Origin of the sequence: Corynebacterium sp. TAE3-ERU12, from assembly GCF_019209905.1 — a bacterium.
Taxonomy (GTDB): domain Bacteria; phylum Actinomycetota; class Actinomycetes; order Mycobacteriales; family Mycobacteriaceae; genus Corynebacterium.
Window position 1 is genome coordinate 26319 of record NZ_JAHUTM010000004.1, and the last position, 23169, is coordinate 49487.

At 61.0% G+C, this 23169-nt stretch carries 13 protein-coding genes; 5 read left to right on the forward strand and 8 right to left on the reverse strand.

Annotation, left to right across the window (positions count from 1 at the left end; genetic code table 11):
* Positions 1–115: 115 nt before the first annotated feature.
* Positions 116–2995, reverse strand: coding sequence for an excinuclease ABC subunit UvrA (gene uvrA / locus KRX51_RS09425; protein WP_218362900.1), 2880 nt, complete (start codon positions 2993–2995; stop codon positions 116–118).
* A gap of 129 nt (positions 2996–3124) precedes the next feature.
* On the opposite strand from uvrA, the gene KRX51_RS09430 reads away from it, so the two are divergent.
* From KRX51_RS09430 to KRX51_RS09440, 3 genes are all read left to right on the forward strand, one after another.
* Positions 3125–3817, forward strand: a complete 693-nt coding sequence (locus tag KRX51_RS09430; RefSeq protein WP_218362901.1) for an MBL fold metallo-hydrolase — start codon at positions 3125–3127, stop codon at positions 3815–3817.
* A 163-nt stretch (positions 3818–3980) separates the two neighbouring features.
* Positions 3981–4958, forward strand: a complete 978-nt coding sequence (locus tag KRX51_RS09435) for a DoxX family protein (protein WP_218362902.1) — start codon at positions 3981–3983, stop codon at positions 4956–4958.
* A 132-nt stretch (positions 4959–5090) separates the two neighbouring features.
* Entirely contained in the window at positions 5091–7340 is a 2250-nt protein-coding gene (locus KRX51_RS09440) for an AAA family ATPase (protein ID WP_370625092.1), read from the forward strand.
* A 7-nt stretch (positions 7341–7347) separates the two neighbouring features.
* Here the strand turns inward: KRX51_RS09440 and KRX51_RS09445 are convergent, their stop codons facing one another.
* The 6 genes from KRX51_RS09445 to rpsA all read right to left on the reverse strand — a co-directional run bounded on the left by KRX51_RS09445 (position 7348) and on the right by rpsA (position 14180).
* Positions 7348–7659, reverse strand: coding sequence for a hypothetical protein (locus KRX51_RS09445; RefSeq protein WP_218362903.1), 312 nt, complete (start codon positions 7657–7659; stop codon positions 7348–7350).
* Between the two features lie 26 nt (positions 7660–7685).
* A complete protein-coding gene (locus KRX51_RS09450) occupies positions 7686–8123 on the reverse strand; it encodes a universal stress protein (protein WP_218362904.1) in 438 nt (145 codons plus the stop codon).
* Between the two features lie 107 nt (positions 8124–8230).
* A complete protein-coding gene (gene uvrB, locus KRX51_RS09455) occupies positions 8231–10330 on the reverse strand; it encodes an excinuclease ABC subunit UvrB (RefSeq protein ID WP_218362905.1) in 2100 nt (699 codons plus the stop codon).
* 80 nt (positions 10331–10410) lie between these two features.
* Positions 10411–11751 (reverse strand): hypothetical protein, encoded by a 1341-nt coding sequence (locus KRX51_RS09460; RefSeq protein ID WP_218362906.1) that lies wholly within the window; start codon positions 11749–11751, stop codon positions 10411–10413.
* A gap of 37 nt (positions 11752–11788) precedes the next feature.
* Positions 11789–12631, reverse strand: a complete 843-nt coding sequence (coaE, locus tag KRX51_RS09465; protein ID WP_218362907.1) for a dephospho-CoA kinase — start codon at positions 12629–12631, stop codon at positions 11789–11791.
* Positions 12632–12722: 91 nt separating this feature from the next.
* Positions 12723–14180, reverse strand: a complete 1458-nt coding sequence (gene rpsA, locus KRX51_RS09470; protein ID WP_218362908.1) for a 30S ribosomal protein S1 — start codon at positions 14178–14180, stop codon at positions 12723–12725.
* Positions 14181–14530: 350 nt separating this feature from the next.
* On the opposite strand from rpsA, the gene KRX51_RS09475 reads away from it, so the two are divergent.
* Both KRX51_RS09475 and KRX51_RS09480 read left to right on the forward strand, forming a co-directional pair.
* Entirely contained in the window at positions 14531–17245 is a 2715-nt protein-coding gene (locus KRX51_RS09475; RefSeq protein ID WP_218362909.1) for a PD-(D/E)XK nuclease family protein, read from the forward strand.
* Positions 17242–20406 carry an exodeoxyribonuclease V subunit beta gene (locus tag KRX51_RS09480; protein WP_218362910.1) on the forward strand — a complete coding sequence of 1055 codons (3165 nt, stop codon included), beginning with the start codon at positions 17242–17244 and terminating at the stop codon, positions 20404–20406. The genes KRX51_RS09475 and KRX51_RS09480 overlap by 4 nt, the downstream gene beginning before the upstream one ends.
* On the opposite strand, the gene polA is transcribed toward KRX51_RS09480, so the two are convergent.
* Positions 20403–23111, reverse strand: coding sequence for a DNA polymerase I (polA, locus tag KRX51_RS09485; RefSeq protein ID WP_255549614.1), 2709 nt, complete (start codon positions 23109–23111; stop codon positions 20403–20405). The genes KRX51_RS09480 and polA overlap by 4 nt on opposite strands.
* Between the last annotated feature and the right edge of the window lie 58 nt (positions 23112–23169).

Consider the following 23169-nt stretch of genomic DNA (forward strand, 5'->3'; position numbering starts at 1 on the left):
GCCGGCGCGCAAGAAGATCATGTCCTTCTTGTGCGCCGGCGTTGTCCTGTATTTAAGGCACCTTAACGGCGAACCCTGACACAACAACTACGCCTACTGACATCCGCCCTGACGGTCACTGTTTTGCTGCCGCGCTACGGCTCCCCGGCAGCATGTCCTTGAGGAACTGTCCCGTGTGGCTGGCCTCAACAGCGGCGACATCGTCCGGAGTGCCCTCGGCGACAACCGTGCCACCGCCAGCACCACCCTCGGGGCCCATGTCCACAATCCAGTCCGCGGCCTTGATCACGTCAAGGTTGTGCTCGATCACCATGATTGTGTTGCCCTTATCCACCAGGCCTTGCAGCACCATCATCAACCGGCGCACGTCCTCGAAGTGCAGGCCAGTGGTCGGCTCGTCGAGAATATAGGCGGTGCGGCCATTGGAGCGTTTCTGCAACTCCGCTGCGAGCTTCACGCGCTGCGCCTCACCGCCGGATAGCGTCGTCGCCGACTGGCCGAGGCGCACATACCCCAGACCCACGTCGACAAGCGTGTCTAAATAACGCGCGATAGAGGTGATCGGTTCGAAGAACCTCGCCGCCTCCGAGATGGGCATATCCAGTACCTCGGCGATGGTCTTGCCCTTGTATTTCACCTCAAGGGTTTCCCGGTTATAGCGCGCGCCGCCACATACCTCGCAGGGCACGTACACATCCGGCAGGAAGTTCATCTCAATCTTGATGGTGCCGTCGCCCTTACAGGCCTCACAGCGGCCACCCTTGACGTTAAAGCTGAACCGGCCGGCCTTATATCCGCGCACCTTCGCTTCCTGCGTTTCGGCGAAGAGGTTGCGGATCTTGTCGAACACGCCGGTGTATGTCGCCGGGTTAGACCGCGGGGTGCGGCCAATCGGTGACTGGTCGACCTGCACGAGCTTGTCCAGCTGATCCAGGCCGTCGACGCGGGTATGGCGACCCGGTACCTGGCGCGAACCGTTGAGTTCATTGGCCATCACCTTGGCCATAATGTCGTTGACCAGTGTGGATTTACCCGAACCGGACACGCCAGTAATGCAGGTGAGTACACCCAGCGGGAAGGACACGGTGACGTCCTTGAGGTTATTTTCCCGCCCACCGACGACGGTGACCATGCGGTCGAAATCTACTGGCCGACGAGTCTCTGGCACGGCCAGCACCCGTCGACCGGACAGGTAGGCGCCGGTCAGCGAGTCCTCGAGCTCCAGCACACCGTCGGGCTTGCCTTGGTAGACGATCTCGCCGCCGTATTCACCGGCACGTGGGCCAATATCGACTAGCCAGTCCGCAGCGCGGATGGTGTCTTCATCGTGCTCAACGACAATCAGGGTATTGCCGAGGTCACGCAGTTTTTTCAGCGTCTCAATAAGGCGGTGATTATCCCGCTGGTGCAGACCAATGGACGGCTCATCGAGCACATAGAGCACACCGGCTAGGCCAGAACCGATCTGGGTGGCCAGCCGGATTCGCTGCGCCTCACCACCAGACAGGGTGCCCGCAGAGCGCGCCAGCGAGAGGTAGTCCAGGCCGACATCAAGCAAGAACCGCAGCCGGGCCTGGACCTCACGCAACACCCGGCCGGCGATCATCTCTTCACGCTTGCCCAGGGTGAGCTCATTGAGGAACTGGGAGGCCTCAGCCACGGACAGCTCGTTGACCTCGGCAATGGACAGCTCACCGAAATGCGATGACGCCAGGGTTACCGCCAGGATCTCCGGCTTCAGGCGTGCGCCACCACAGGTCGGGCACGGCACTTCACGCATATAACCGCGGAAGCGTTCCTTCTGCGAATCGCTCTCCGCCCACTCCAGTTTTCGGTGCAGGTACGGCAACACACCTTCAAACGGGGCGTTATAAGAACGGTGCCGACCAAAGCGGTTCTTGTACTTGACGTGCACCTTCGTCGAGGAGCCATTGAGCAGCGCCTTCCGGATCTTGGCCGGCAACTCCGCAAACGGGGTGTACGCATCGAAGCCCAACTCCCCCGCCAAGGACTCAATTAAGCGAATGAAGTACTTGGAATTATGCGTCGAGGTCCAGGGCGCAAAAGCCTCGGCGGCCGGTTTCGTCGGGTCCGGCACCACTAGGTCAACATCAACCTCAAGTCGGGTACCCAAACCATCGCAGGCCGGGCAGGCACCATAGGGCGAGTTGAAGGAGAACGAGCGTGGTTCCAGCTCATCAACGGTGAGGCGGTGGCCGTTGGCGCAGGCCATTTTCTCACTGAAGCGCATCCGCCGGTTGGGGTCACTATCAGCCAGGTCGACGCAATCGAGGACGACCACGCCGTCGGCAAGCTTAAGCGCGGTCTCGACGGAATCGGTGAGGCGCTGCTTCTGAGTGTCCTTAGCCTGCAGTCGGTCCACGATAACGTCGATATCGTGCTTGACCTGCTTCTCCAGCTTCGGCGGGCTTGACAGCCGGTGCATCTGCCCATCGACCACGACGCGGGCATAACCACTGGCCGCGAGTTGCTCAAACAGGTCAACGAACTCGCCCTTGCGGGTACGCACCACCGGGGCGAGCACCTGGAATTTCGTGCCCTCCGGCAAAGCGAGCACCTGGTCAACGATCTGCTGCGGGGTTTGCGAACGCACCACCTCGCCACACTCCGGACAGTGCGGAGTGCCGGTGCGGGCGTAGAGAAGACGCAGGTAGTCGTGGACTTCAGTAATCGTGCCGACGGTGGAGCGCGGGTTGCGGTTGGTCGACTTCTGGTCAATCGACACCGCCGGGGAGAGCCCCTCAATCATCTCCACTTCGGGTTTTTGCATCTGCCCGAGGAACATCCGCGCATACGAGGACAGCGACTCAACATAACGACGCTGACCTTCGGCGAAGATGGTGTCAAAGGCCAGGGAGGATTTACCGGAACCGGACAGGCCCGTGAAGACAATGAACTGATCGCGGGGCAGATCAATATCGACGCCCTTGAGGTTGTGTTCGCGGGCGCCGCGGACGACGAGGCGTTCGGCCACAGTCGGTGCCTTTCCTAGAGGGGGTGAGCGGTGGTCATAATACAGGTGTTCGATTACGGGCCGCGAACTACTCCCCTAGCGTGAAAATTTTCTCAGCGAGCGGACCCATACGATCATATTGTGGTCTCCATGTCTGACTCGATTACTATCTCCGACTCGTATAACGGCGACCCCGCCCGCGGCGAGGTGCAACACGTCCGCGTCGGCGAAATCGATGTGTACAAGACGGCTGTCGGCGAGATGTCGAATAACGCCTACCTTCTCGCCGCTGGCGACGAAGCTGTGCTCATCGACGCTGCCGACGAGGCTGATCACCTGCTCGCGCTGATGGAACACGTCGGGAAAACGGTGAAGTACGTGGTGACCACCCACGCCCACTTCGACCATTTCCAGGCTCTCGATGAGGTGCTGCGGACCACCGGCGCCGCCCATATCGCCTCCACCCTGGACGCGCCGGAACTGCCCTGCCCGACCGATATGACCATGGATCACGGCGACGTGTTGTTCTTCGGTCCTGGCGTTGATGTGGTGTGTTTCATCCTGCGTGGCCACACCAGGGGTGGGCTGTGCCTAGCCCTGGACCCGGCCCGGGAAGACCACGAAGATGATGCCGCGCACCTGTTTGTGGGCGACTCACTATTCCCCGGCGGTGTCGGCAAGACCACCACTAATGAGGCATTTGGCCAGCTCATGGATGATGTTGAGGAGCGTGTCTTCGCCGTTTACCCCGATTCCACCCAGGTTCACCCTGGGCACGGCGCTGATACCACCGTCGGAGCTGAGCGGCCGCATCTGCCCGAGTGGCGCCAGCGAGGTTGGTGAACCCCGTATAATCGTGGAAACAACTACGGTGTGGGATTCCTCGCAGCATTAGACTGTCGAAATGAATATCCTCTAACACCGTATTCCCTGTTGGTTCGACCGACAGGGTGCATTACCCGGTGGCTATTAGGCCACCATCCCAACACTCAGGAGTTGACCGTCAATGATCCGTAAGCTCGCCCGCCCGATGCTTGCCACGGTGTTTATCGCCGATGGCATTGAAACCCTTAAAAACAAGGACGATTACGTCGACGGCGCCCGTACCGTTCTCGGCAAGGCCCGCAAGGTCGTCCCGCCGCAGTACTCTTCCTTTATCCCCGATTCCCCGAAGAGCGCGGTGACCGCTTCTGCCGGCACCCGCGTTGCCGCCGGTTCCCTCTTCGCCCTGGGCAAGTTCCCGCGGGTTTCCGCTGGTGCCCTCGCTGTCACCCAGGTCGCCGCACTGATGGCCCGCCATGACTTCTGGGCCGCCAAGAACGGTGAGGAGAAGAAGGAGAAGCGTTCCGGCTTCGTTACCGACTTGGGTCTTTTGGGCGGGCTTGTACTCGCCACTGCCGATACCGAGGGCAAGCCGGGCCTGGCCTGGCGCGCCGAGCATGCCGGTAAGCAGGTCAATAAGAAGGTCCAGGCTGCTCTGCCGACGAAGTCTGAGGCTGAGAAGACCCGCGAGAAGCTGCAGGAGCGCACCCAGGAGTTCACTGGTGTGGCTAAGGAGCGCGCCGGTCAGCTCGCCGGTGCCGCCACCGCCGGCACTGCCGCCGCCGCAGCTTATGTCGATGACAATAAGGACGACTGGAAGGACACCGTTTCTTCCTTCGCCGAGGAAGCTCGCGAGACTGTCTCCAAGGTTGTCGAGGAAGCTCGCGAAAAGGCCGCTGATGTCGCCGATGACCTTGACCTGGAGAACACCGTCAAGGATGTGCGCGCCAATGCCGATAAGGGCATCCAGACCGCCCGTAAGGAAGGCGAGAAGCAGCTCAAGTCCGCTCGTAAGCAGGCCAAGAAGCAGCAGAAGAACCTGAAGCTGTCCCGTAAGCAGAAGAAGCAGATCAATAAGGCACGCGGTGAGGCCGTCAAGCGCGCCAAGAAGCGCGCTAAGGACATCCGCAAGCGCCAGAATAAGGGCCTGCTTTCCCGCTAAAGCCCCTTGCTAGCTCCGTTACCGTGAGCTGACGAACCCCCGCTGGCTATCCACAGCCGGTGGGGGTTTGTCGCGTCTATACTTATGCTCTTTAACTCCCCAGGCCCGTACCCGACGCCGTGAAAGGTTGCCGTGACCGACGCACATCCGGACTTCCGCGCTGAGCAGGCGATGCTCGACCGGATTTACGCGCACCTTGATGCTGAGCGCGTTCGTGATGAGCGCAGCCTGCGTGCGGTCCAGTTGGATGATGACCCGTTGCCGCAGGCCCGGGTGGAACGCGAGGTGGAGTACCACCGGTTGCAGCAGCGGCTAGAGCAGTTGCGTGCGGCAGAGGTGGGCCTGGTTTTCGGGCGCATTGATATCGACGATGAGGACCCGGATAATCCTGTCCCCGGCGCCGAGCAGCAGGATCGCCGGTATATCGGCAGGTTAGGGCTTTCCGATGCTGAGGATGACTACCGCAGTGTCCTTATGGATTGGCGTGCCCCGCAGGCCCGCGCGTTTTATCTGGCGACCACTGCGCACCCGGAGGGGGTGAGCCTGCGTCGGCATGTTCGTACCCGCAGCCGCCGGGTACGTGCCTTGGATGATGAGTGGTTGCAAGCACCTGATGGGGCGCGCTGTCGTCCCGAGTCGAGTCCGGATTCTGGGGTCGGCGGTGAGGCCGTGCTGCGGGAGGTACTGGATTCGGCCCGCACCGGCCAGATGCGTGGGATTGTGGAGACCATCCAGCGGGAGCAGGACCTGGTTATTCGCGACCAGACCCAGCAGACCATGGTTGTCCAGGGCGGTCCTGGTACCGGTAAGACTGCGGTTGCGCTGCACCGGGTAGCGTGGTTGCTCTACACGCACCGCGCTCGCCTGGAAAAAACCGGGGTGCTCATTTTGGGCCCTAACCCGGAGTTTTTGGACTACATTTCGCGCGTGCTGCCCAGCCTCGGTGAGACCGGCGTGGTGTTGTCCACTATCGCGGATCTCTACCCGGGAGTGCAGGGCCGTGGCGTGGAGTCGTTGTTGACCCAGGAGGTCAAGGGCTCTGTTGCGATGGTCGATATTCTGCGGCAGGCGGTCCGGGATCGCCAGCTTGTGCCGGATGAGCCCATTGCGCTCACCTGGGATCAGTTGACGATTCGCATTACGCCGAAGATGGTCAAGGCTGCGCGCACTCGGGCCCGGCGGTCCCAGAAGCCGCATAATATTGCCCGCCCGGTGTTCCGGGAGCATCTTATTGAGTCGGTGGCCCAGGATATTGCGGCCCAGATTGGGTCCGATCCGCTTGGTGGGGAGAATCTGCTGTCGGCTACTGATATCGCGGATTTGCGTGATGAGTTGGCTGAGGAGCCTGCCGTCTCAGAGGTCTTGGACGAGCTGTGGCCACTGCTGACCCCGCAGCAGGTGTTGGCTGATTTGTTCTCCGATGAGGATCGGATTGCCGCGGCCGCATATGAGTATGACGAGGAAACCCAGGAGGCGCTGTTCCGCGCTGATGGCGCGATGTTTGGCCCCTCCGATCCGCCTTTGCTTGATGAGCTTGCCGACGTTCTGGGCGATACCGGCGGCGATGCTGATGAGGAAAATCGGCAGCAGTGGTTGGCGCAGATTGAGGAAGCCCAAGACGCGCTGGATGTGCTGACCGGTTCTGCTTCCCAGGATCTTGATGATGGTTTCGCCCCGGAGATTCTGATGGCCTATGACTTGATTGACGCTGAGGCGCTTGCGGAGCGACAGCAGCATCGGGAGCATCGCACCACTGCGCAGCGCGCTGCTTCTGATATGCGGTGGGCCTTTGGCCATGTCGTCGTGGATGAGGCCCAGGAGCTTTCGGCCATGGCGTGGCGTATGGTGCGTCGGCGCAGCCCTAATGGGTGGATGACGGTGGTGGGCGATATCGCCCAGACCAGTTCCCCGGCTGGTGCGGAGAGCTGGGCTGATGCCCTGGAGCCGATTTTGGCTAGCCGTTGGCGGGTGCATGAGATGACGGTGAATTACCGCACTCCCGCGGAGGTGATGGCTGTGGCGGCACGGGTATTGGCGAAGATATCGCCGGATATTGTTGCGCCACGGTCGATTCGGTCCACCGGCCAGCCGGTGCGTCGGTTAGCCGGTGCTGTCACTGATAGTGCCGAGCTTGCTCGGCGTGCCGACGATGTCGCCGACCAACTGCGCGCCACCCACCCGGATCGCCTCGTGGAGGTCATTTCCCCGCAGACCGTCACTGCCTGCAAGGGCCTGGAGTTTGATCACGTGGTTGTGGTGCACCCGGACGCGATCGCCGATGCGTCCCCGCAGGGACTGCAGGATTTATATGTGGCGATGACGCGAGCAACCCAGTCGCTGACCATTATTGGGCCAGCGACGGTGCTCGATGAGGAAAACTAGCTGCTCATTAGAAGACCAGGAGCATCGCTAGCACCGTGATCCACCATGGCGAGGCAGCGGTGAGGAACGCGGCGATAAAGAGCAGGAAATGCCGGGTTACCAGCGCAATGCCTAAGGCGGTAGCTGCGCAGAGCAGCACCATCGGGATGACCACGATGAGCGGCATCGACAATCCTGCATACGTCGGCAGCAGCACTGTCGATGCCGCGAATGCCAGGCCGACCAGGATCAGTAACCAGCCGACCCACACCGCAACGCGGTGGGTTTCGGTGGCCGACTTCCCCGATACTTTTGCGGGCTTGGCGACGCGCTGGGCCATATGGTTCCTCGGTATGTAGTGGCTGTTTAGACGGTGTGCACAATCATCACGTCGCAGTCGGACTGACGGGCGACGTCGGCAGGCACCGAACCGAGCAGGCGGCCGGTCAGCGAGTTGATACCGCGGTTGCCGACGACGAGCAGGTCTGCGTTGTGGTTGTTCACGATGTCCATGAGGACCTGCACCGGCGCGCCGGCGCGGACCTCGGTTTCAATCTTGGTGGCACCAACCTTCTTGGCTGCCTCCGTGGCGGAGGCGAGGTTCTTAGCAGCGGTGTCGTCACCCACGACGATGACGGAATCCTGGCGCAGCGTCGAGGATGCGTCATTCTCCGAGTCGTAGAAGGCACAGCCAATGATCAGGGTTGCGTCGAAAGCGGCGGCGATTCCCGCTGCGCGTTCGACAGCCAGCAAGGAGGACTTGGATCCATCGGTGCCCACAGCAATGGTCTGGTACGCGCTCATAAAAATGCCTTCCCTAAGGTGCGGTATGTGCTGGTTATCACGTATTCACGGGCGAACCGCGATATGTCTGAAGGGTACCAAAACTATTGCCGGTAGCGGCAGAGGGGTTAGTCAATTCCTGCTTCCTCCATACCGCGGTATTCCTTCTTCAGTTCCGCGATCTCATCACGCAAACGCCCAGCGAGCTCGAATTTCAGCTCCCTGGCAGCAGCACCCATCTGGTCGGTGAGTTCGTCGATGAGCTTCTTCAGCTGCGCCCGCGGCATGGTCGACGGGTCCACACCAGCGGCCACCGCGGCGTCGCCGGCAGCGTCTTCGGCCTCTTCGCCAGCCATCTCGTGAACCTGGTCGAGAATATCGGCGATTTTTTTCCGCAGCGGCTGCGGGTCCACCCCGTGTTCAGTGTTGTAGGCAATCTGCTTTTCGCGGCGGCGCTCTGTTTCTTCAATAGCCTGCGCCATGGAATCGGTGATGGTGTCGGCATACATATGCACCTCACCGGAGACATTTCGGGCGGCACGACCAATGGTCTGAATAAGGGACTTCGTCGACCGCAAAAAACCTTCCTTATCCGCATCCAGGATCGACACCAGCGACACTTCAGGCAGGTCAAGGCCCTCACGCAGCAGGTTGATGCCGACTAACACGTCGTAATCGCCGAGGCGGAGTTGGCGCAGCAATTCCACGCGGCGCAGGGTATCGACGTCGGAATGCATATAGCGCACCCGAATACCGGATTCGAGCAGGTAGTCGGTGAGATCCTCGGCCATTTTCTTCGTCAGCGTCGTAACCAGCACGCGTTCGTCTTTATCGGTGCGCTGCCGAATCTCGTGGATAAGGTCATCAATTTGTCCCTTGGTGGGCTTGACGACGACCTTTGGGTCGACCAGGCCGGTGGGTCGAATGACCTGCTCAACGTACTCGCCGCCGGTTTTCTGCAGCTCGTAGTCGCCGGGGGTTGCCGACATGAACACAACCTGGCCGACGCGACTGTCGAATTCCTCAAACGTCAACGGGCGGTTATCCAGCGCCGAAGGCAGCCGGAAACCGAAATCGACGAGGTTACGTTTCCGGGCCGCATCACCGTTGAACATGCCACCAATCTGCGGCACCGTCACGTGGGACTCATCAATGATGGTGAGGAAATCCTCGGGGAAATAATCGATCAGTGTTGCTGGCGCAGAACCGGCGGCGCGGCCGTCGATATGCTTCGAATAGTTCTCAATGCCGGTACAGAAACCGACCTGTTCGATCATCTCCAGGTCAAACTCGGTACGCATGCGCAGCCGCTGGGCTTCCAGCAGCTTGCCGCGGTTTTCCAATTCCGCAAGACGCTCATCGAGTTCCTCGCGGATATCGGCAATGGCGCGTTCCATGCGCTCCGGCCCGGCCACATAGTGCGTGGCGGGGAAAATACGCAGCTGGTCGACCTGGCGCACCACATCCCCGGTAACGGGGTTGAGGTAGTAAAGACAGTCAATCTCGTCGCCGAAGAACTCGACCCGCACCGCCAACTCCTCATAGGCGGGGATGATGTCAACGACGTCGCCCTTGACGCGGAAAGTACCCCGGGTGAAGGCAACATCATTGCGGGCGTACTGGATATCCACCAACAAACGGAGGAACGCATCCCGCTCCACCTCCTCGCCTTCTTTGAGCACCACCGAACGGTCAAGATACGACTGCGGCGTGCCCAGGCCATAGATGCAGGAAACAGAGCTGACCACCACCACATCACGCCGCGAGAGCAGGTTCGAGGTGGCCGCGTGGCGCAGCCGCTCAACGTCCTCATTAATGGAGGAGTCCTTCTCGATATAGGTATCGGTCTGCGCGATATACGCCTCTGGTTGGTAGTAGTCGTAGTAACTGACGAAGTACTCCACCGCATTATTGGGCAGCAGGGACCGCAGTTCATTGGCCAGCTGGGCGGCCAGGGTCTTATTCGGCGCCATCACCAGCGTCGGGCGCTGCATTTTTTCGATCAACCAGGCGGCAGTAGCGGACTTGCCGGTACCGGTGGCGCCCATGAGCACCACCTCACGCTCACCGCGTTGCAGGCGCTCGGTGAGTTCCTTAATCGCCTGGGGCTGGTCGCCGGCGGGCTCGTAGTCGCTGACGACCTCGAAGGGGGCGGTGGAACGCTCAATCTCGCCGACGGGGCGAAATTCCGACTGTGCGAGAACGGGGTACTCAGCTGCAAACGCCATGGCACCACCCTACTCAGACCAAAAATGGCCGGGCCTCACTAGGAGGCACGGCCATTATCGGTGAGCGAAGCTAGAGCGAATTAGCCCTGGGTGGCGATGATTTCGCTCGGGGTTTCGGGCAGCTCAACGCTGAGGGTGTCATCCTTACCGGTCAGGTCGATGACGTAGAGCTTCTTGTTCTCCGGGTCAGTGACGTAGGCGGTCATGCCGGCAACGGAGACCGCGGGGCGGCCTTCCTGCCAGTCCTCGGGGACCTCCCACTTGTCGAGGACGTCGATGGACTTGGTGATCTCGCCTTCCTCAGGGTCGATCAGGTGCAGCTTGCCGTCAGTACCGAGCACCACAGCGGTGTTGTCCTCCGCCATTGCCAGGGAGCGGAAGGAGTAGTTGACATCACCCAGGTCGATGATGTTCATCTTCTCGTCCTTGACGTCGACGATGGCGACCTTATTCGGCAGGGCGCGCTCGTCCTTGTCCGCGGCTTCCTTGTCGTTGTCGTAGTCGGTCAGCACGAAGCGGCCGTCTTCATTGGTGAACTCAGAGGCAATCCGGCCGTACTCATCGGGGGACTTCACCTTGGTGACTTCGCCGTCCTTGTACAGCAGGGCACCGTCGACGCAACCCACCAGGACGGTCTTACCGGCCTCAGCGGCACCGTGGGCACCTTCGCACTCTTCGAAGCGCTTAAGTTCCTTGCCCTCGGCGTCGTACTGGGCAACACCGATGCGGTCGCCTTCATCATCGGACAGGGTGACCATGTAGGTGTCGTCTTCACCGCGCACCGCAATGCCGTGGTGAGCGGGGACCTCGAACTGGTCGGTGACAGCCATACCCGTCAGGCGCACATCCGTGACCTGGCCGGACTTGTCATCGAAGAGGGTGGCGTAGCGCTTACCGCCAACGACGTGGCCGGGCTCTTTGGCGTCGACTTCGAAGTCGGTGAAGCTCGGGTCACCGGCGTAGTGGTGGAAGTGGTCACCGTGGGCGCGGCGGTAGGAACCGATATCGAGCACCTTGAACTTATCTTCGGTGCTGACGAAGACGTGGCGACCATCACCGGCGGGGTTCAGGCGGAGGAAACCGTCAGCGTCGAACTCGTCAAGAACCTCGGGGTTTTCGCCTTCCTGGAGGTCGCCGCCATCGAGGACGAGCACACCACCGTCGTAGGAGATAGCCACGCGCGGCTCGGGAGCGGAAACCTCGGGCAGCGAGGCGCCTTCGCCGACACCATCCTCGTGGTCGTGCCCCTCGTGGTCATCGCCGTCGTGATCGTGACCCTCGTGGTCGTGGTCTTCCTGATCAACGGCGTCGGTGGCGGTCTCGGCCGCCTTGGTGTCTTCATCGGAGCTACATGCGCCGAGCATCAGCGCAGAGGTGCCCAGCACAGCAAGGGCAATACGGGAGTTAGTGGTGTTCGTCATGCCGAACACATTAACCCTTAATGGAAATGTATTTCAACTAGAGGGTTACAACAACCGGATTCCCCAGGTCACGGTTGGTCCACGTGTCCCCCACGACATCCCACGGATGGCCATTCACATCAAGCGGAGCATCCACCTGAGCGCAAACCACCCCACCGTCGATGGCGATATCAATCACCGACACATCAAAAATCCGCTCAATTCTTTCGCGTTCCCGGTCCAACCGCCCACGGGCCGGCGCCGCAATCTCTTCCGGGCAATTGGCCACCCCGGGCTGCTGTGGGCTTCGCATCGGAAGGATGCGCCGAGTCCACAACAGGTCCACTTGCTCCCGCAGGGCCTCCCGGGTGCGGGAATTATCGACGATGACGTCGGCATGTTTAAGCCGCGTCGCATCATCACTTTGAGACGCAATCCGACGACGGGCGTCCTCGGCGTCTACGCCCCGGCTCGTACACAGTCGCTCAATTCGGGTCTCCACCGGGGCGTGCACCACGATGACCAGGTGATTATCGGCCGCCAAGTCATTTTCGACCAGCAAGGGCATGTCGTGGATAACGATGTCGTTCTCCCCCGCCGCCGCGAAGCAGGCCTGCGTCCGCTGCGCAATGCGCGGGTGGGTGATGGCGTTGAGCTTCTCCCGGGAGGCGTTATCAGCGAAGGCACGGCGGGCGAGTTCAGCCCGGTTCAGGGTGCCATCGGCATTGAGAATATCGGCGCCGAATGCGTCGGCAAGCTCAGCTAATGCCGGCTGCCCAGGCGAGACGATTTCGCGGGCGATGGCGTCTGCGTCGACGATAAGGGCGCCACGCTCGCGTAGGCGGCTGGCGACCGAGGACTTGCCGCTGCCCATTCCACCTGTGAGTCCGACTTTAATCATGGTGCAACCATAGCGAAGCGCCCGCTACCCGTCCCTAGTGGGACGAAGTGCGGGCGCTTATGCGGGCTAGCTGGTCGCTAGCGCGGTGCTATCAGTTGCCGGAGAGGCGGGCACGCAGAGCGGCCAGCTGCTCATCGGAGGCAAGGGTGCCACCGGTCTCGGCCGGCTGCTCGGCTGCCGGGGCAGCCTCAGCGTCGGAGTCCGAGGAGTAGTTGGACGGTGCAGCGGAAGCCTCGGCGGCCTGGGCGCGGTGACGCTCGATCTGGGCGGCGTGCAGCTGGTGGTGCCGCTCGGCCTCGGCGTAGCGGGCCTCCCACTCGGCGCGCTGGGTTTCGTAGCCTTCCATCCACTCGTTGGTCTCCGGGTCGAAGCCCTCGGGGAAGATGTAGTTACCCTGCTCGTCGTAGGAGTCGGCCATACCGTACTTGGTCGGGTCGAACTCGTCGGTGAAGTCCTCATCAGCCTGCTTGAGGGACAGGGAGATACGACGACGGTCCAGGTCGATGTCGATGACCTTGACCATGACCTCTTCGCCAACGGTGACGATCTGGTCCGGCACATCGACGTGGCGCTCGGCCAGCTCGGAGATGTGGACCAGGCCCTCGATGCCCTCTTCGACGCGAACGAATGCACCGAAGGGCACCAGCTTGGTGACCTTGCCGGGCACAATCTGGCCGATGGCACGGGTGCGGGCGAAGACGCGCCACGGGTCTTCCTGGGTCGCCTTCAGCGACAGGGAGACACGCTCGCGGTTGAGGTCGACCTCGAGCACCTCGACGGTGACCTCGTCGCCAACCTGAACGACCTCGCTCGGGTGGTCGATGTGCTTCCAGGACAGCTCGGAGACGTGCACCAGGCCGTCAACACCGCCGAGATCGACGAAGGCGCCGAAGTTGACGATGGAGGAAACAACGCCCTTGCGGACCTGACCCTTCTGCAGCTGCTGCAGGAAGTCGGAACGGACCTCGGACTGGGTCTGCTCGAGCCATGCACGGCGGGACAGGACCACGTTGTTGCGGTTCTTGTCCAGCTCGATGATCTTGGCCTCGAGCTCCTGGCCGATGTAGGGCTGCAGGTCGCGGACGCGACGCATCTCGACGAGGGAGGCGGGCAGGAAGCCGCGCAGGCCGATATCGAGAATCAGGCCGCCCTTGACGACCTCGATGACGGTACCGGTGACCGGCTCGTCCTTCTCCTTGAGGTCCTCGATGGTGCCCCAAGCGCGCTCGTACTGGGCACGCTTCTTGGACAGGATGAGGCGGCCTTCCTTGTCCTCCTTGGTGAGGACGAGGGCATCAATGGCGTCTCCGACCTCGACCACCTCATCGGGGTCGACATCGTGCTTGATGGACAGCTCACGAGAGGGGATGACGCCCTCAGTCTTGTAGCCGATGTCGAGCAGGACCTCATCGCGATCAACCTTGACGACGGTGCCTTCAACGATGTCGCCATCATTGAAGTACTTGATCGTCGCGTCGACTGCGGCAAGGAAGTCCTCAGCGGTGCCAATATCGTTGATGGCAACCTGAGGGGTGTTGGAGGTGGGCATATGTAATGTGCTCCGGAGCGGATAGGAATCGAAAAACGGACAGAATCATCGTGTGCCCCGCGACTATCCCCTCGGCTGAACCAAAAGGATGAGCGCGCACGAAACACACGTGCAGGTCAGGTTACCGCGCAATAAGCAATCGAGCAAATGGCCACGCACAGTATTTCGCCACCTTGTGACGGATGTGGCACAAGTGATTAGAGCGACAATCTAGCGTCGGATATATCCTCTTATAACGCGGTTCACCTATACCCGGCACCATAACGCACCACGCGACTATCGAACACCTGTTCGCACCTAGGGGTGCGCTACACCGTGCTTATGTCCAACCATTCCTTAAACTTTGCAGTATGAAAATCCATTTCGGTTGGGACCTCGATGGTGCGCGGTGGAGTGAGAGCTTCTCGTATGGCGTCACCACCGTCGGCCCGCATGGTTTACGTGACATTCTCGCCACCCGGCTAGGCCTCAGCGCCGCCCAGCCCGCCGAACCAATGCGCATCGCCGCGTACCGCACCGCCATCGCCACCACCGACCCGTCATGGTGTCGTGCGTCCTTCGCCACCGACGCATGGTCGACCGCGGGCACGTTGCTGGCCCTGCGCGATGAACTCGTCAGCGCCGGGTGGGATGGTTCGCTTACCGACGGCGGCGACCGGCTGGCCGCATTAGCCGAGATTGAGACCGCGTTTCACGCGCCCGGCGCGGCGGACCTCCTACATGAGATTGCCACCACGCTTGAAGGCACACAGACCTGGCCGTTGGATATTGAACGCATCATCATTGATGGGTCGTTTACGGACTTCCCCTCCCCGTGGCCGGCCATTATCGACAACCTGCAGCGTTGGGGAGTCGCTGTGGAGTCGCGCCCAGCCGACGCGGAAGCACCGAATCTTGAAGTGGTGACGTGCACGACGGAGTGGGATGCAGCCGAATTCACCGCCCGGGTAGCCGCGACGCACCCGGACTTCCATATCCTGGCCACTGCCGGCACTGAGTTGCTCGATTATGAGCTCTCCGCACGGGGGTGCCCGCAGGTTGGCCACACCACGATCTCGACGCAACACCACCTACACCTGCTTGCCGAGGTCTTCCTCCAGGCGGTTTCGGAGCCTATCGACATCACTGCCCTGACGGAGCTTCTGGATACGACGCTGCCGTGTGTCGATCCGATTGCTCGTTGCAAACGCGATGTCTCCCTGTTTCCAAGAAAGATGCGTTGGGAGTTGCTGCGGGCGTTGCGGGAGTTGCCGGGTATTGGTGGGCCGGTGTGGCAGGAGGCTCTAGAGCGCCTGTCCGACAACGACACTGCCGCCCGTATTGCCGGTCAGCTCAACCAGTTCGTCACTTCTCCCCTGTGTTGTGATGAGGCGGGCACGATGTCCGCAGCGGAACTCACCTGCCGGCTGAAGTGGCTCGGTGAGCTTCTTGCTCGGCACCCTCGGTGTTCTGACGTCAGTGCGGATAGTGCTGTGCGGCGCCAGTTGGACACCCTATGTCTCGTTCTCGACGAGTTTGACCGCATCAGCAGTGCGGAGTTAGGCCGCGTGCTGGCCCAGTGCCGGGTGTACGCGGATTCCCCGTTTGCCCGGGCACAGGCCGCGCCGGCGCCGCGGGTGACGAACCCTTCGCATATTCGGGGCGGCTGTGTGCTGTGGTGGGGCGCGTTTGATACTGCCGGGCGGCCATCGCATCCGTGGACACAGGCTGAGACTGAGGCTCTTGCCAATCATGGCATCGATATCACCCCACGCAGTGCCCAGCTCGAGCTGGTTTTCGCTTCGCGGCTGCGGGGTTTGGCGCGGGCTCAGCGAGTGATCGCGGTGCTGCCGAAGACTGTGCATAACCAGGCTGTGCAACCCGACCCGGCCTTGGTTTTTGCTGCTTACAGCAAGCTCCTACACGACGGGGTGCCTGAGCGGGAGCTTGCCAGTCTGGACTCCAGCGACATGATTCTGAGCTATATCAGCACCCCAGATACTCAGTTCACCGCAACCGGGGTGTGGTCCTTTGATGACAAGCAGGTGGAGCTTGCCGACGGTGCGGTCTGGCGACCCGATCCGGACCAGGTGCGGATGGCGGCGGTAACACGTGCGGTAACCCCTGGGCCGCAGCTTTTGCCTATGCGGTTGTCGTTCAGTCAGATTGAGAGGCTGCTGGCGCATCCATTGGAGTGGCTGTTGAGTTACCAGATTGGGGTTCGCCCGGGCTGGCGCTACGACGTTTCTGATGGCAACCGCATGGTGGGTACCTTCTTGCACGCAATTGTCGAACGCATTGTTGATGATGCCCACGACAATCCGGTGCAGCCGAGTGCCGATGAGGTTGAGCGACTGTTTATTGAGTTAGCTCCGCAATACGCGGCCGCTTTAGAGCAGCCGCAGTTTTCCCGGTGGCGAAATCAGGTGCTCGGCGAGGCGAGGTATTCCATCCCGCGGCTATTTGAGGTGCTGGATTGGATGTCGGTGGTGCCAGTAGCTGCGGAGCAGTTCTTCAGTGTGATCACGAATTTCAACATTGGTGACCACACCGACCCGCTGGAGTCTTATACCCAACCGGTCACTATTACCGGCTACCGAGATCTTGAGGCCCGGGGCCCGGAGGGACGCTGTGTGACCGTGGACTTGAAATACACCAACAGCTTCAAGCGGTACACCGAGTCCGTCAGCCAGGGCGAAGACCTGCAGTTGGCGTTGTATGAGTGGGCGCAGCAGCAGGATGACCCGGACGTCGATATCAGCACCGGTTTTTACAGTCTGCGCGATGGTTCCGCGGCGAGCTGTGAACCGGGGTTGGCGGGCATGGATGCGGCGATACACCCGCCGATGAGTCACGCGGAGTTGTGGGAGCGCACAGCCACGGCGCTGGAAGATGTTTTTGACCAGCTGTTAAACCGTGGCGTTATTACCAGCCCCGGCAGCCTTGTTGCTTATGAACGCGACCCGAGCAAAAGCGCTGACGCGCTCGCCGCTGAGGCCCGCCAGGCGGGTTCGTTCCTTCCCAATAAGGCACTGATGTACCCCAATTTCCCCGTTATCACTGGTGTGGAGGCTGACCTGTCATGAAATCGACCATCATCACCGCCAGCGCAGGCTCAGGCAAGACCTACACCATTACTTCCGAGATCGCCGATCGCATAGCCGACGGCCTCGCCCCGGAACGCATTATCGCCACCACCTTCACGGTTAAGGCAGCGAAGGAGTTGTCGGACCGGATTCGCGGCAAACTGCTCTCCCGCGGCCTACTCAGCGAAGCCAGGGGCGTTTCAGCTGCCCTCGTCGGCACAGTCAATGCGATCTCGGCGCGTCTGACGGAGGATTTCGCCATCGATACTGGCGTCTCCCCCACTTTGGAGACGATCTCTGAGGACTCCGCGGACCTGGCTTTTGGCGCGGCGGTCAATGAAACGCTGAGCACCTATGAGCGTGCCCACGCCAAGCTATTGCACCGGATGGGCTACGACCGTCGGGAGCAGACGTTTAAGTACGACCGCACCAAATCATGGGCAGACGAAGTGCGTCGGCTCGCTGAGACAGCCCGCGGCAATCTTGTTTCCCCCGATGAGTTGCGGGCTGCTGCAGATGCCTCGGTACACAGCTACCTGGAAATGCTCACCGAGGTCACGCCGGTGAAAAACCGTGATGACCGCGATGTGTGGCAGAACACGGCTGCGTCCCGGTTGAGTGAATGCATCAACCTGGATGCGGGCAAAACATCTGGTGCTGCGACGAAGCGCGTCGAGAAGTTCACCAAGCTCATCAATAGTCTCAGCCGCGATCCTGCTGAGGTGCCGTGGAGCGACTGGGCAACCTTGGCAATTCCGGAGGGTTCCGCAACGAAGCGGCACCGTGATGTTCTGGAGCAATTTCAGGACATCCAGGTCGATATCGCGGCCAATCCTGCGTTTCGTGCTGATGCTGAGGACCTCATTCGGCTGGTTTTTACCGCCGCCGCCGAAAGTATCGACACCTACACCGCCTATAAGCGGCGATTCGGGCTGCTGGACTTTGTTGACCAGGAAGTATTGGCGCTGTCCACGCTGCGTTCCAATGAGAAAGTCCGCCAGGCTATTCGGGATAGTTATGACGTCCTTGTCGTCGACGAATTCCAAGACACCAACCCCATCCAGTTGGCCATATTCAGTGAATTAGCCGAGCTTGTGGACGAAATTATTTGGGTGGGTGACCCGAAGCAGTCCATCTACGGCTTCCGCGGTGCCGACGCGAATCTCATGCGCCAAGTCCTGGCCGACCTGCAAGACCAGGACAACACCACTGTGCGACGGTTGGACCAATCTTGGCGTTCCCATGAGCAGCCGCTGGCGTTTACCAATGCTCTTTTCGGCGCGCTCATGCCCGATATGGATGTTGCACTCACCGTCCCTGAGCAAATCGCGGCGCATCGACGCGATGGATCGGTTGTGCTGTGGGGCCGGGTGATCGACGCCGAGCTTGGCACCAAACACCAAGCAACCGTGGCGCATGGGGTGTATTCGCTGATCCAGGGCGGTACTGCGGCATCGGATATCGCGGTGTTGGCGCGCACCACCGCCCATGTTGAACAAGTCACTCATGCTCTTGGTGCCATGGGTATCAAGACCACGAGCGGCTCCGGTGATCCCCTGTCCACCCGGGAAGGCCAGATCATTCGTGCGGGCTTGGCATGGTTGGCCGATAGATCCGATACCCAAGCAATCGTCGAGTTGATCACCTTGCTCGACGATCATGAACATCACGATGATTGGCTCACCGAACTCACCGCGCTGCCAGACCTGGATACCCGTTTTGCCACACTGCATCAATGGGCCACTGACCCGTGTTTGGCGAAGCTGGAACACTTGCGGCCCCAAGTATCGTTATTGACCCCGGCGGAGGCGGTGCAGGCTGTGGCCGCGGCCGTGCAGCTTAGGCGGCGCATTGGTGGCTGGACGAATCCTCGAACTCGTGCGCAGACCATTGAAATCCTCACCGACTTGGCTGATTCCTATGCCGCCGGCAATGGCCGTTCCAGCGCGGCGTGCACGATAGGCGGGTTCTTGACCTGGTTAGACAGTGCAGAACCGAGTATCACCGGCACCGATGATGATGCGGTGTTCGTGGGCACCATGCACGCGGCGAAGGGACTGGAATGGGACACCGTCATCACCTACACCAAGCCGTTCCGGGATAAGTTCACTACCGACGGGGTGTGGGTGGAATCTGCGGCCACACCGAGGCTCGCGGACCCGCTGGCAGGCCGAGTGCCGTATTTTTGGCCCGCGAATCCAGGCAAGGACCTTGACCGGTGGGCGCAGGAGAGCGCAATTCAGCAGCGGCGCTACCTCTCCGAGATCGAGGAAGAACAGCGTTTGGCCTACGTGGCGCTCACCCGTGCGGCCCGAAATTGTGTGATCTGCCATGACCAGATGGTGACCACTGAAGGTTGCACCTTGGACCGGGTCGTTGCATCCCCATCGTCTGATATTGACCTCAGCATTGATCTCAACGCGCTGACTGTGCGCACCCCAGAGGAAACGTTCACGGTTCCGGCGCGGTTGGAGTGGCCGCCGAAAAATGACGAGATTATGCGCGATGACCCCGCCGGGTACCGCGTGCCAGGCTTCGGTTCGGACGCCCTGGTGGGCAACGAGCCAGCAAGTGATTTCGTGCCGGCCCGCGTCGCGCCGAGCAGTGTTCCAGCCGGCCGGCAGCGGAGACAGTCAACCACGATCACCACCACCGCCATGCTGGGCGATCCCCTATTCACCGATAGTGGTAAGCACTGGGATGCGATGGGTGACTGCGTGCACTCATTCCTCGCCCTGCCCCTGCATATCCTGCCCGAGCAGCGGCAACGCAGCGCCGCTGATCGCCTCCGGGAAGCCTGGGGTGTCACCAACCGCATCAGCACCGAGCAGATGCTCGAGGTCGGCAGGCGCTGGATCGAGTGGCTCAACCGCACCTACCCTGATGCCACCGTGCACACCGAGGTCCCGATCACCTGGACCAACGCGTCCAATCAGCTTTCCGAAGGCTGGATCGATGCGCTGGTGAAAAAGCCCGATGGCTCACTTGTGGTCGTCGATCACAAGACATTCGCCGGCGCAGACCACGAGGACAAAATTCGGCACAGCTTCCTCGGCCAGCTTTTTGCCTACGCCGACGCGCTGCTCATGATGGGTGAGCGTGTCGACGCCATCCAGGTTCACCTGCCGTTGAAAGGCCTGGTGGTCACTGTCAAGGACTAATGCGCGGCGGCATCCCAGTTCTGCCCTGAACCCACAGAGATATCCAAGGGGACCCGGAGGTCAATGGCGGCGTCCATTTCGCGGCGCAGCAACTCAATGACGATGTCCTCCTCCCCCTTGGCGACCTCCACAACAAGTTCATCGTGCACCTGGAGCAGCACCCGTGACTTCAACGGTTGCCTGACTGCCTCATCGGCGGCCGCCCCGCCGCGTTTCAAAGCGTCATCTACGCGCAGCATCGCCACCTTAATAATGTCGGCGGCGGTGCCCTGAATCGGTGAATTCAGCGCAGCGCGCTCCGCGTTCTCCCGGGCAATCCGGTTGGTGGAGTTCAGCTCCGGAAGGTACCGACGCCGGTCATACAGGGTTGCGGTGTAGCCATCCTTGCGGGCCTGCTCCACCACGGCCTGCAAATAGTCGCGCACCCCACCAAACCGGGTGAAGTAGTCATCCATGAGTTTCTTCGCTTCCCCGGCGGGGATATCAAGCTGCTGGCTGAGCCCATAGGCCGACAGACCATAGGCCAGGCCGTAGCTCATCGCCTTCACCCGGCGACGCAAGTCCGGGGTGACACCGTCGATAGGCACCTCAAAGACCTTGGCGCCGACATAGTCGTGCAGGTCCTCGCCCTTGCGGTAGGCCTCAATGAGCCCCTCGTCCTCCGACAGGTGCGCCATCACACGCATCTCAATCTGCGAATAATCCGCGGTGACCAAAGTGGCGTAGCCATCACCGGGGACAAACGCCCGCCGGATAGCGCGCCCGACATCGTTGCGCACCGGGATGTTCTGCAGGTTCGGCGACGTCGAGGACAGGCGACCAGTAGCGGTGGCGACCTGGTTGAACGTGGTGTGGATACGCCCGTCCTCACCCACGGCCTTGAGCAGGCCCTCCACCGTGGATTTCATCTTCTGGAATTCCCGGTACTGCAGCACCTTCTCCAAAAACGGGTGCGGCGAAGACTTCGCCAACCATTCCAATTCCTTCGCAGCAGTCGAATAACCAGTCTTGGTCTTCTTCGTCTTCGGCATATCCAGCTGCTCGAAAAGAACCTCCTGCAGCTGCTTCGGCGAACCGATATTGAGCCCGGGCTGGTCGACGAGGTCCCGGGCGGACTGTTCGGCATCAGCCAGCTTGGTGGTGAACTCATCACGCAGGTTTTCTAGCTGCCCGACGTCCACCGCAATGCCGACGCTCTCCATTTCCGCAAGCACCGGCATCAACGGCACCTCAATATCGGCATAAACCGAGTACAGCCCTGCCTCATCGAGCGCTTCGGTCACCGCCGCGACGAGATCCAGCACCGCCACAGCCCTCTCCCCCGAAGGCCCATCCTGGTCGAGGAGGTCAATCTGCCCGGTGGCGTTGGCATCAATCGACCGGTCCAGGTGCCGCTGGATCACATCGGATAAGCCATAACTGCGCTGGCTGGGCTGCAGTAAGTACGACGCCAGCAACGTGTCGTGCACAACACCGGCCAAGGCGTAGTCCGGGCCGGCCTGCAGCGCGTGCATCGCGGTCTTCGCATCATGCAGCGCCTTGGGCTTATCAGCGTCGGCAAGCCAATCCCCAAGGGCCTTATCGTCATCCGGGCTCAGTTCGTCGGTATGCAACACGACGACGTGCGCGACACTGTCCTCATCGGCAGCCAGCCGGGCAATAGCCATGACCTCACCGTCGATATCAATGGCGCTGAGCTCACTGTCCCCGCTGCCACTGGCGTCATCGTCGGCAAGCCAAGCACCGAGCTGACCGTCGGAAAGCTGCACCACCTGCACCTCAGTAGCGGTATCCGACGGGGCCGCCTCAGCAAAACCCGCATCACCAGCACGCAGCGTGCGCAACACCTTGTCCCGCAAATTCGAACCGAACTCGACCTTGTCGAAAAACTTCGCGATCCCCTCAGCATTCGCCGGACGCAGCTCCAACTCACCGGGCCCATACGGCAAGTCAAGATCCCGGATCATCTCAGTGAGAGTGCGATTGAGCTCCACGGCATCGATACGCTCCCGGAAATTGCCGCCCACCTTGCCGCCAATATCATCAGCGTGCTTAATCAACTCGGCGAGAGAACCATAGTTAACAATCCACTTCGTGGCGGTCTTCTCCCCGACCCCAGGCACCCCCGGCAAATTATCCGACGGGTCACCGCGCAACGCCGCGAAATCCGGGTACTGGGCAGGAGTGAGCCCATATTTCTTCTCCACCGCCTCCGGCGTAAACCGGTGCAGATTACTCACCCCACGCATCGGGTACAGCACCGTGGTGTCATCATTGACCAACTGCAACGAATCACGGTCACCAGTGACAATAAGAGTACGAAAACCCTCGTCACAGGCCTGAGTGGCAAGAGTGGCGATAACATCATCAGCCTCGTAATTATCCTTATCGAGGGTCACGATGCCCATCTCGCTCAGCACCTCGCGGATAAGCTCCACCTGGCCACCGAATTCCTCCGGGGTCTTCGCCCGCTGCGCCTTATACTCCGGGAACATCTCGGAACGGAAAGTCTGCCGAGAAATATCGAAAGCAACCGCGATATGTGACGGCTGCTCCTCTTCAACCAGCGACGACAACATCGAAAGGAACCCATACACGGCGTTGGTGCACTGCCCAGAAGATGTGGAGAAATTCTCCGCAGGCAGGGCGAAAAAGGCCCGAAACGCCATGGAATGACCGTCGACAAGCATCAAAGTTGGCTTCATGGCCCCTAGTCTAGAGGCCCCGCCAAAGAGACCACCGCGGATACGCAGCAGAATTGCT

Excerpts from the sequence above, each read along its gene's own strand:
- KRX51_RS09450 (WP_218362904.1), bottom strand. The coding sequence starts at position 8,123 with ATGAGCGCGTACCAGACCATTGCTGTGGGCACCGATGGATCCAAGTCC.
- KRX51_RS09435 (WP_218362902.1), top strand. The coding sequence starts at position 3,981 with ATGATCCGTAAGCTCGCCCGCCCGATGCTTGCCACGGTGTTTATCGCC.
- KRX51_RS09475 (WP_218362909.1), top strand. The coding sequence starts at position 14,531 with ATGAAAATCCATTTCGGTTGGGACCTCGATGGTGCGCGGTGGAGTGAG.
- KRX51_RS09460 (WP_218362906.1), bottom strand. The coding sequence starts at position 11,751 with ATGACGAACACCACTAACTCCCGTATTGCCCTTGCTGTGCTGGGCACC.
- KRX51_RS09430 (WP_218362901.1), top strand. The coding sequence starts at position 3,125 with ATGTCTGACTCGATTACTATCTCCGACTCGTATAACGGCGACCCCGCC.
- uvrB (WP_218362905.1), bottom strand. The coding sequence starts at position 10,330 with ATGGCGTTTGCAGCTGAGTACCCCGTTCTCGCACAGTCGGAATTTCGC.
- coaE (WP_218362907.1), bottom strand. The coding sequence starts at position 12,631 with ATGATTAAAGTCGGACTCACAGGTGGAATGGGCAGCGGCAAGTCCTCG.
- polA (WP_255549614.1), bottom strand. The coding sequence starts at position 23,111 with ATGAAGCCAACTTTGATGCTTGTCGACGGTCATTCCATGGCGTTTCGG.
- KRX51_RS09445 (WP_218362903.1), bottom strand. The coding sequence starts at position 7,659 with ATGGCCCAGCGCGTCGCCAAGCCCGCAAAAGTATCGGGGAAGTCGGCC.
- KRX51_RS09480 (WP_218362910.1), top strand. The coding sequence starts at position 17,242 with ATGAAATCGACCATCATCACCGCCAGCGCAGGCTCAGGCAAGACCTAC.
- rpsA (WP_218362908.1), bottom strand. The coding sequence starts at position 14,180 with ATGCCCACCTCCAACACCCCTCAGGTTGCCATCAACGATATTGGCACC.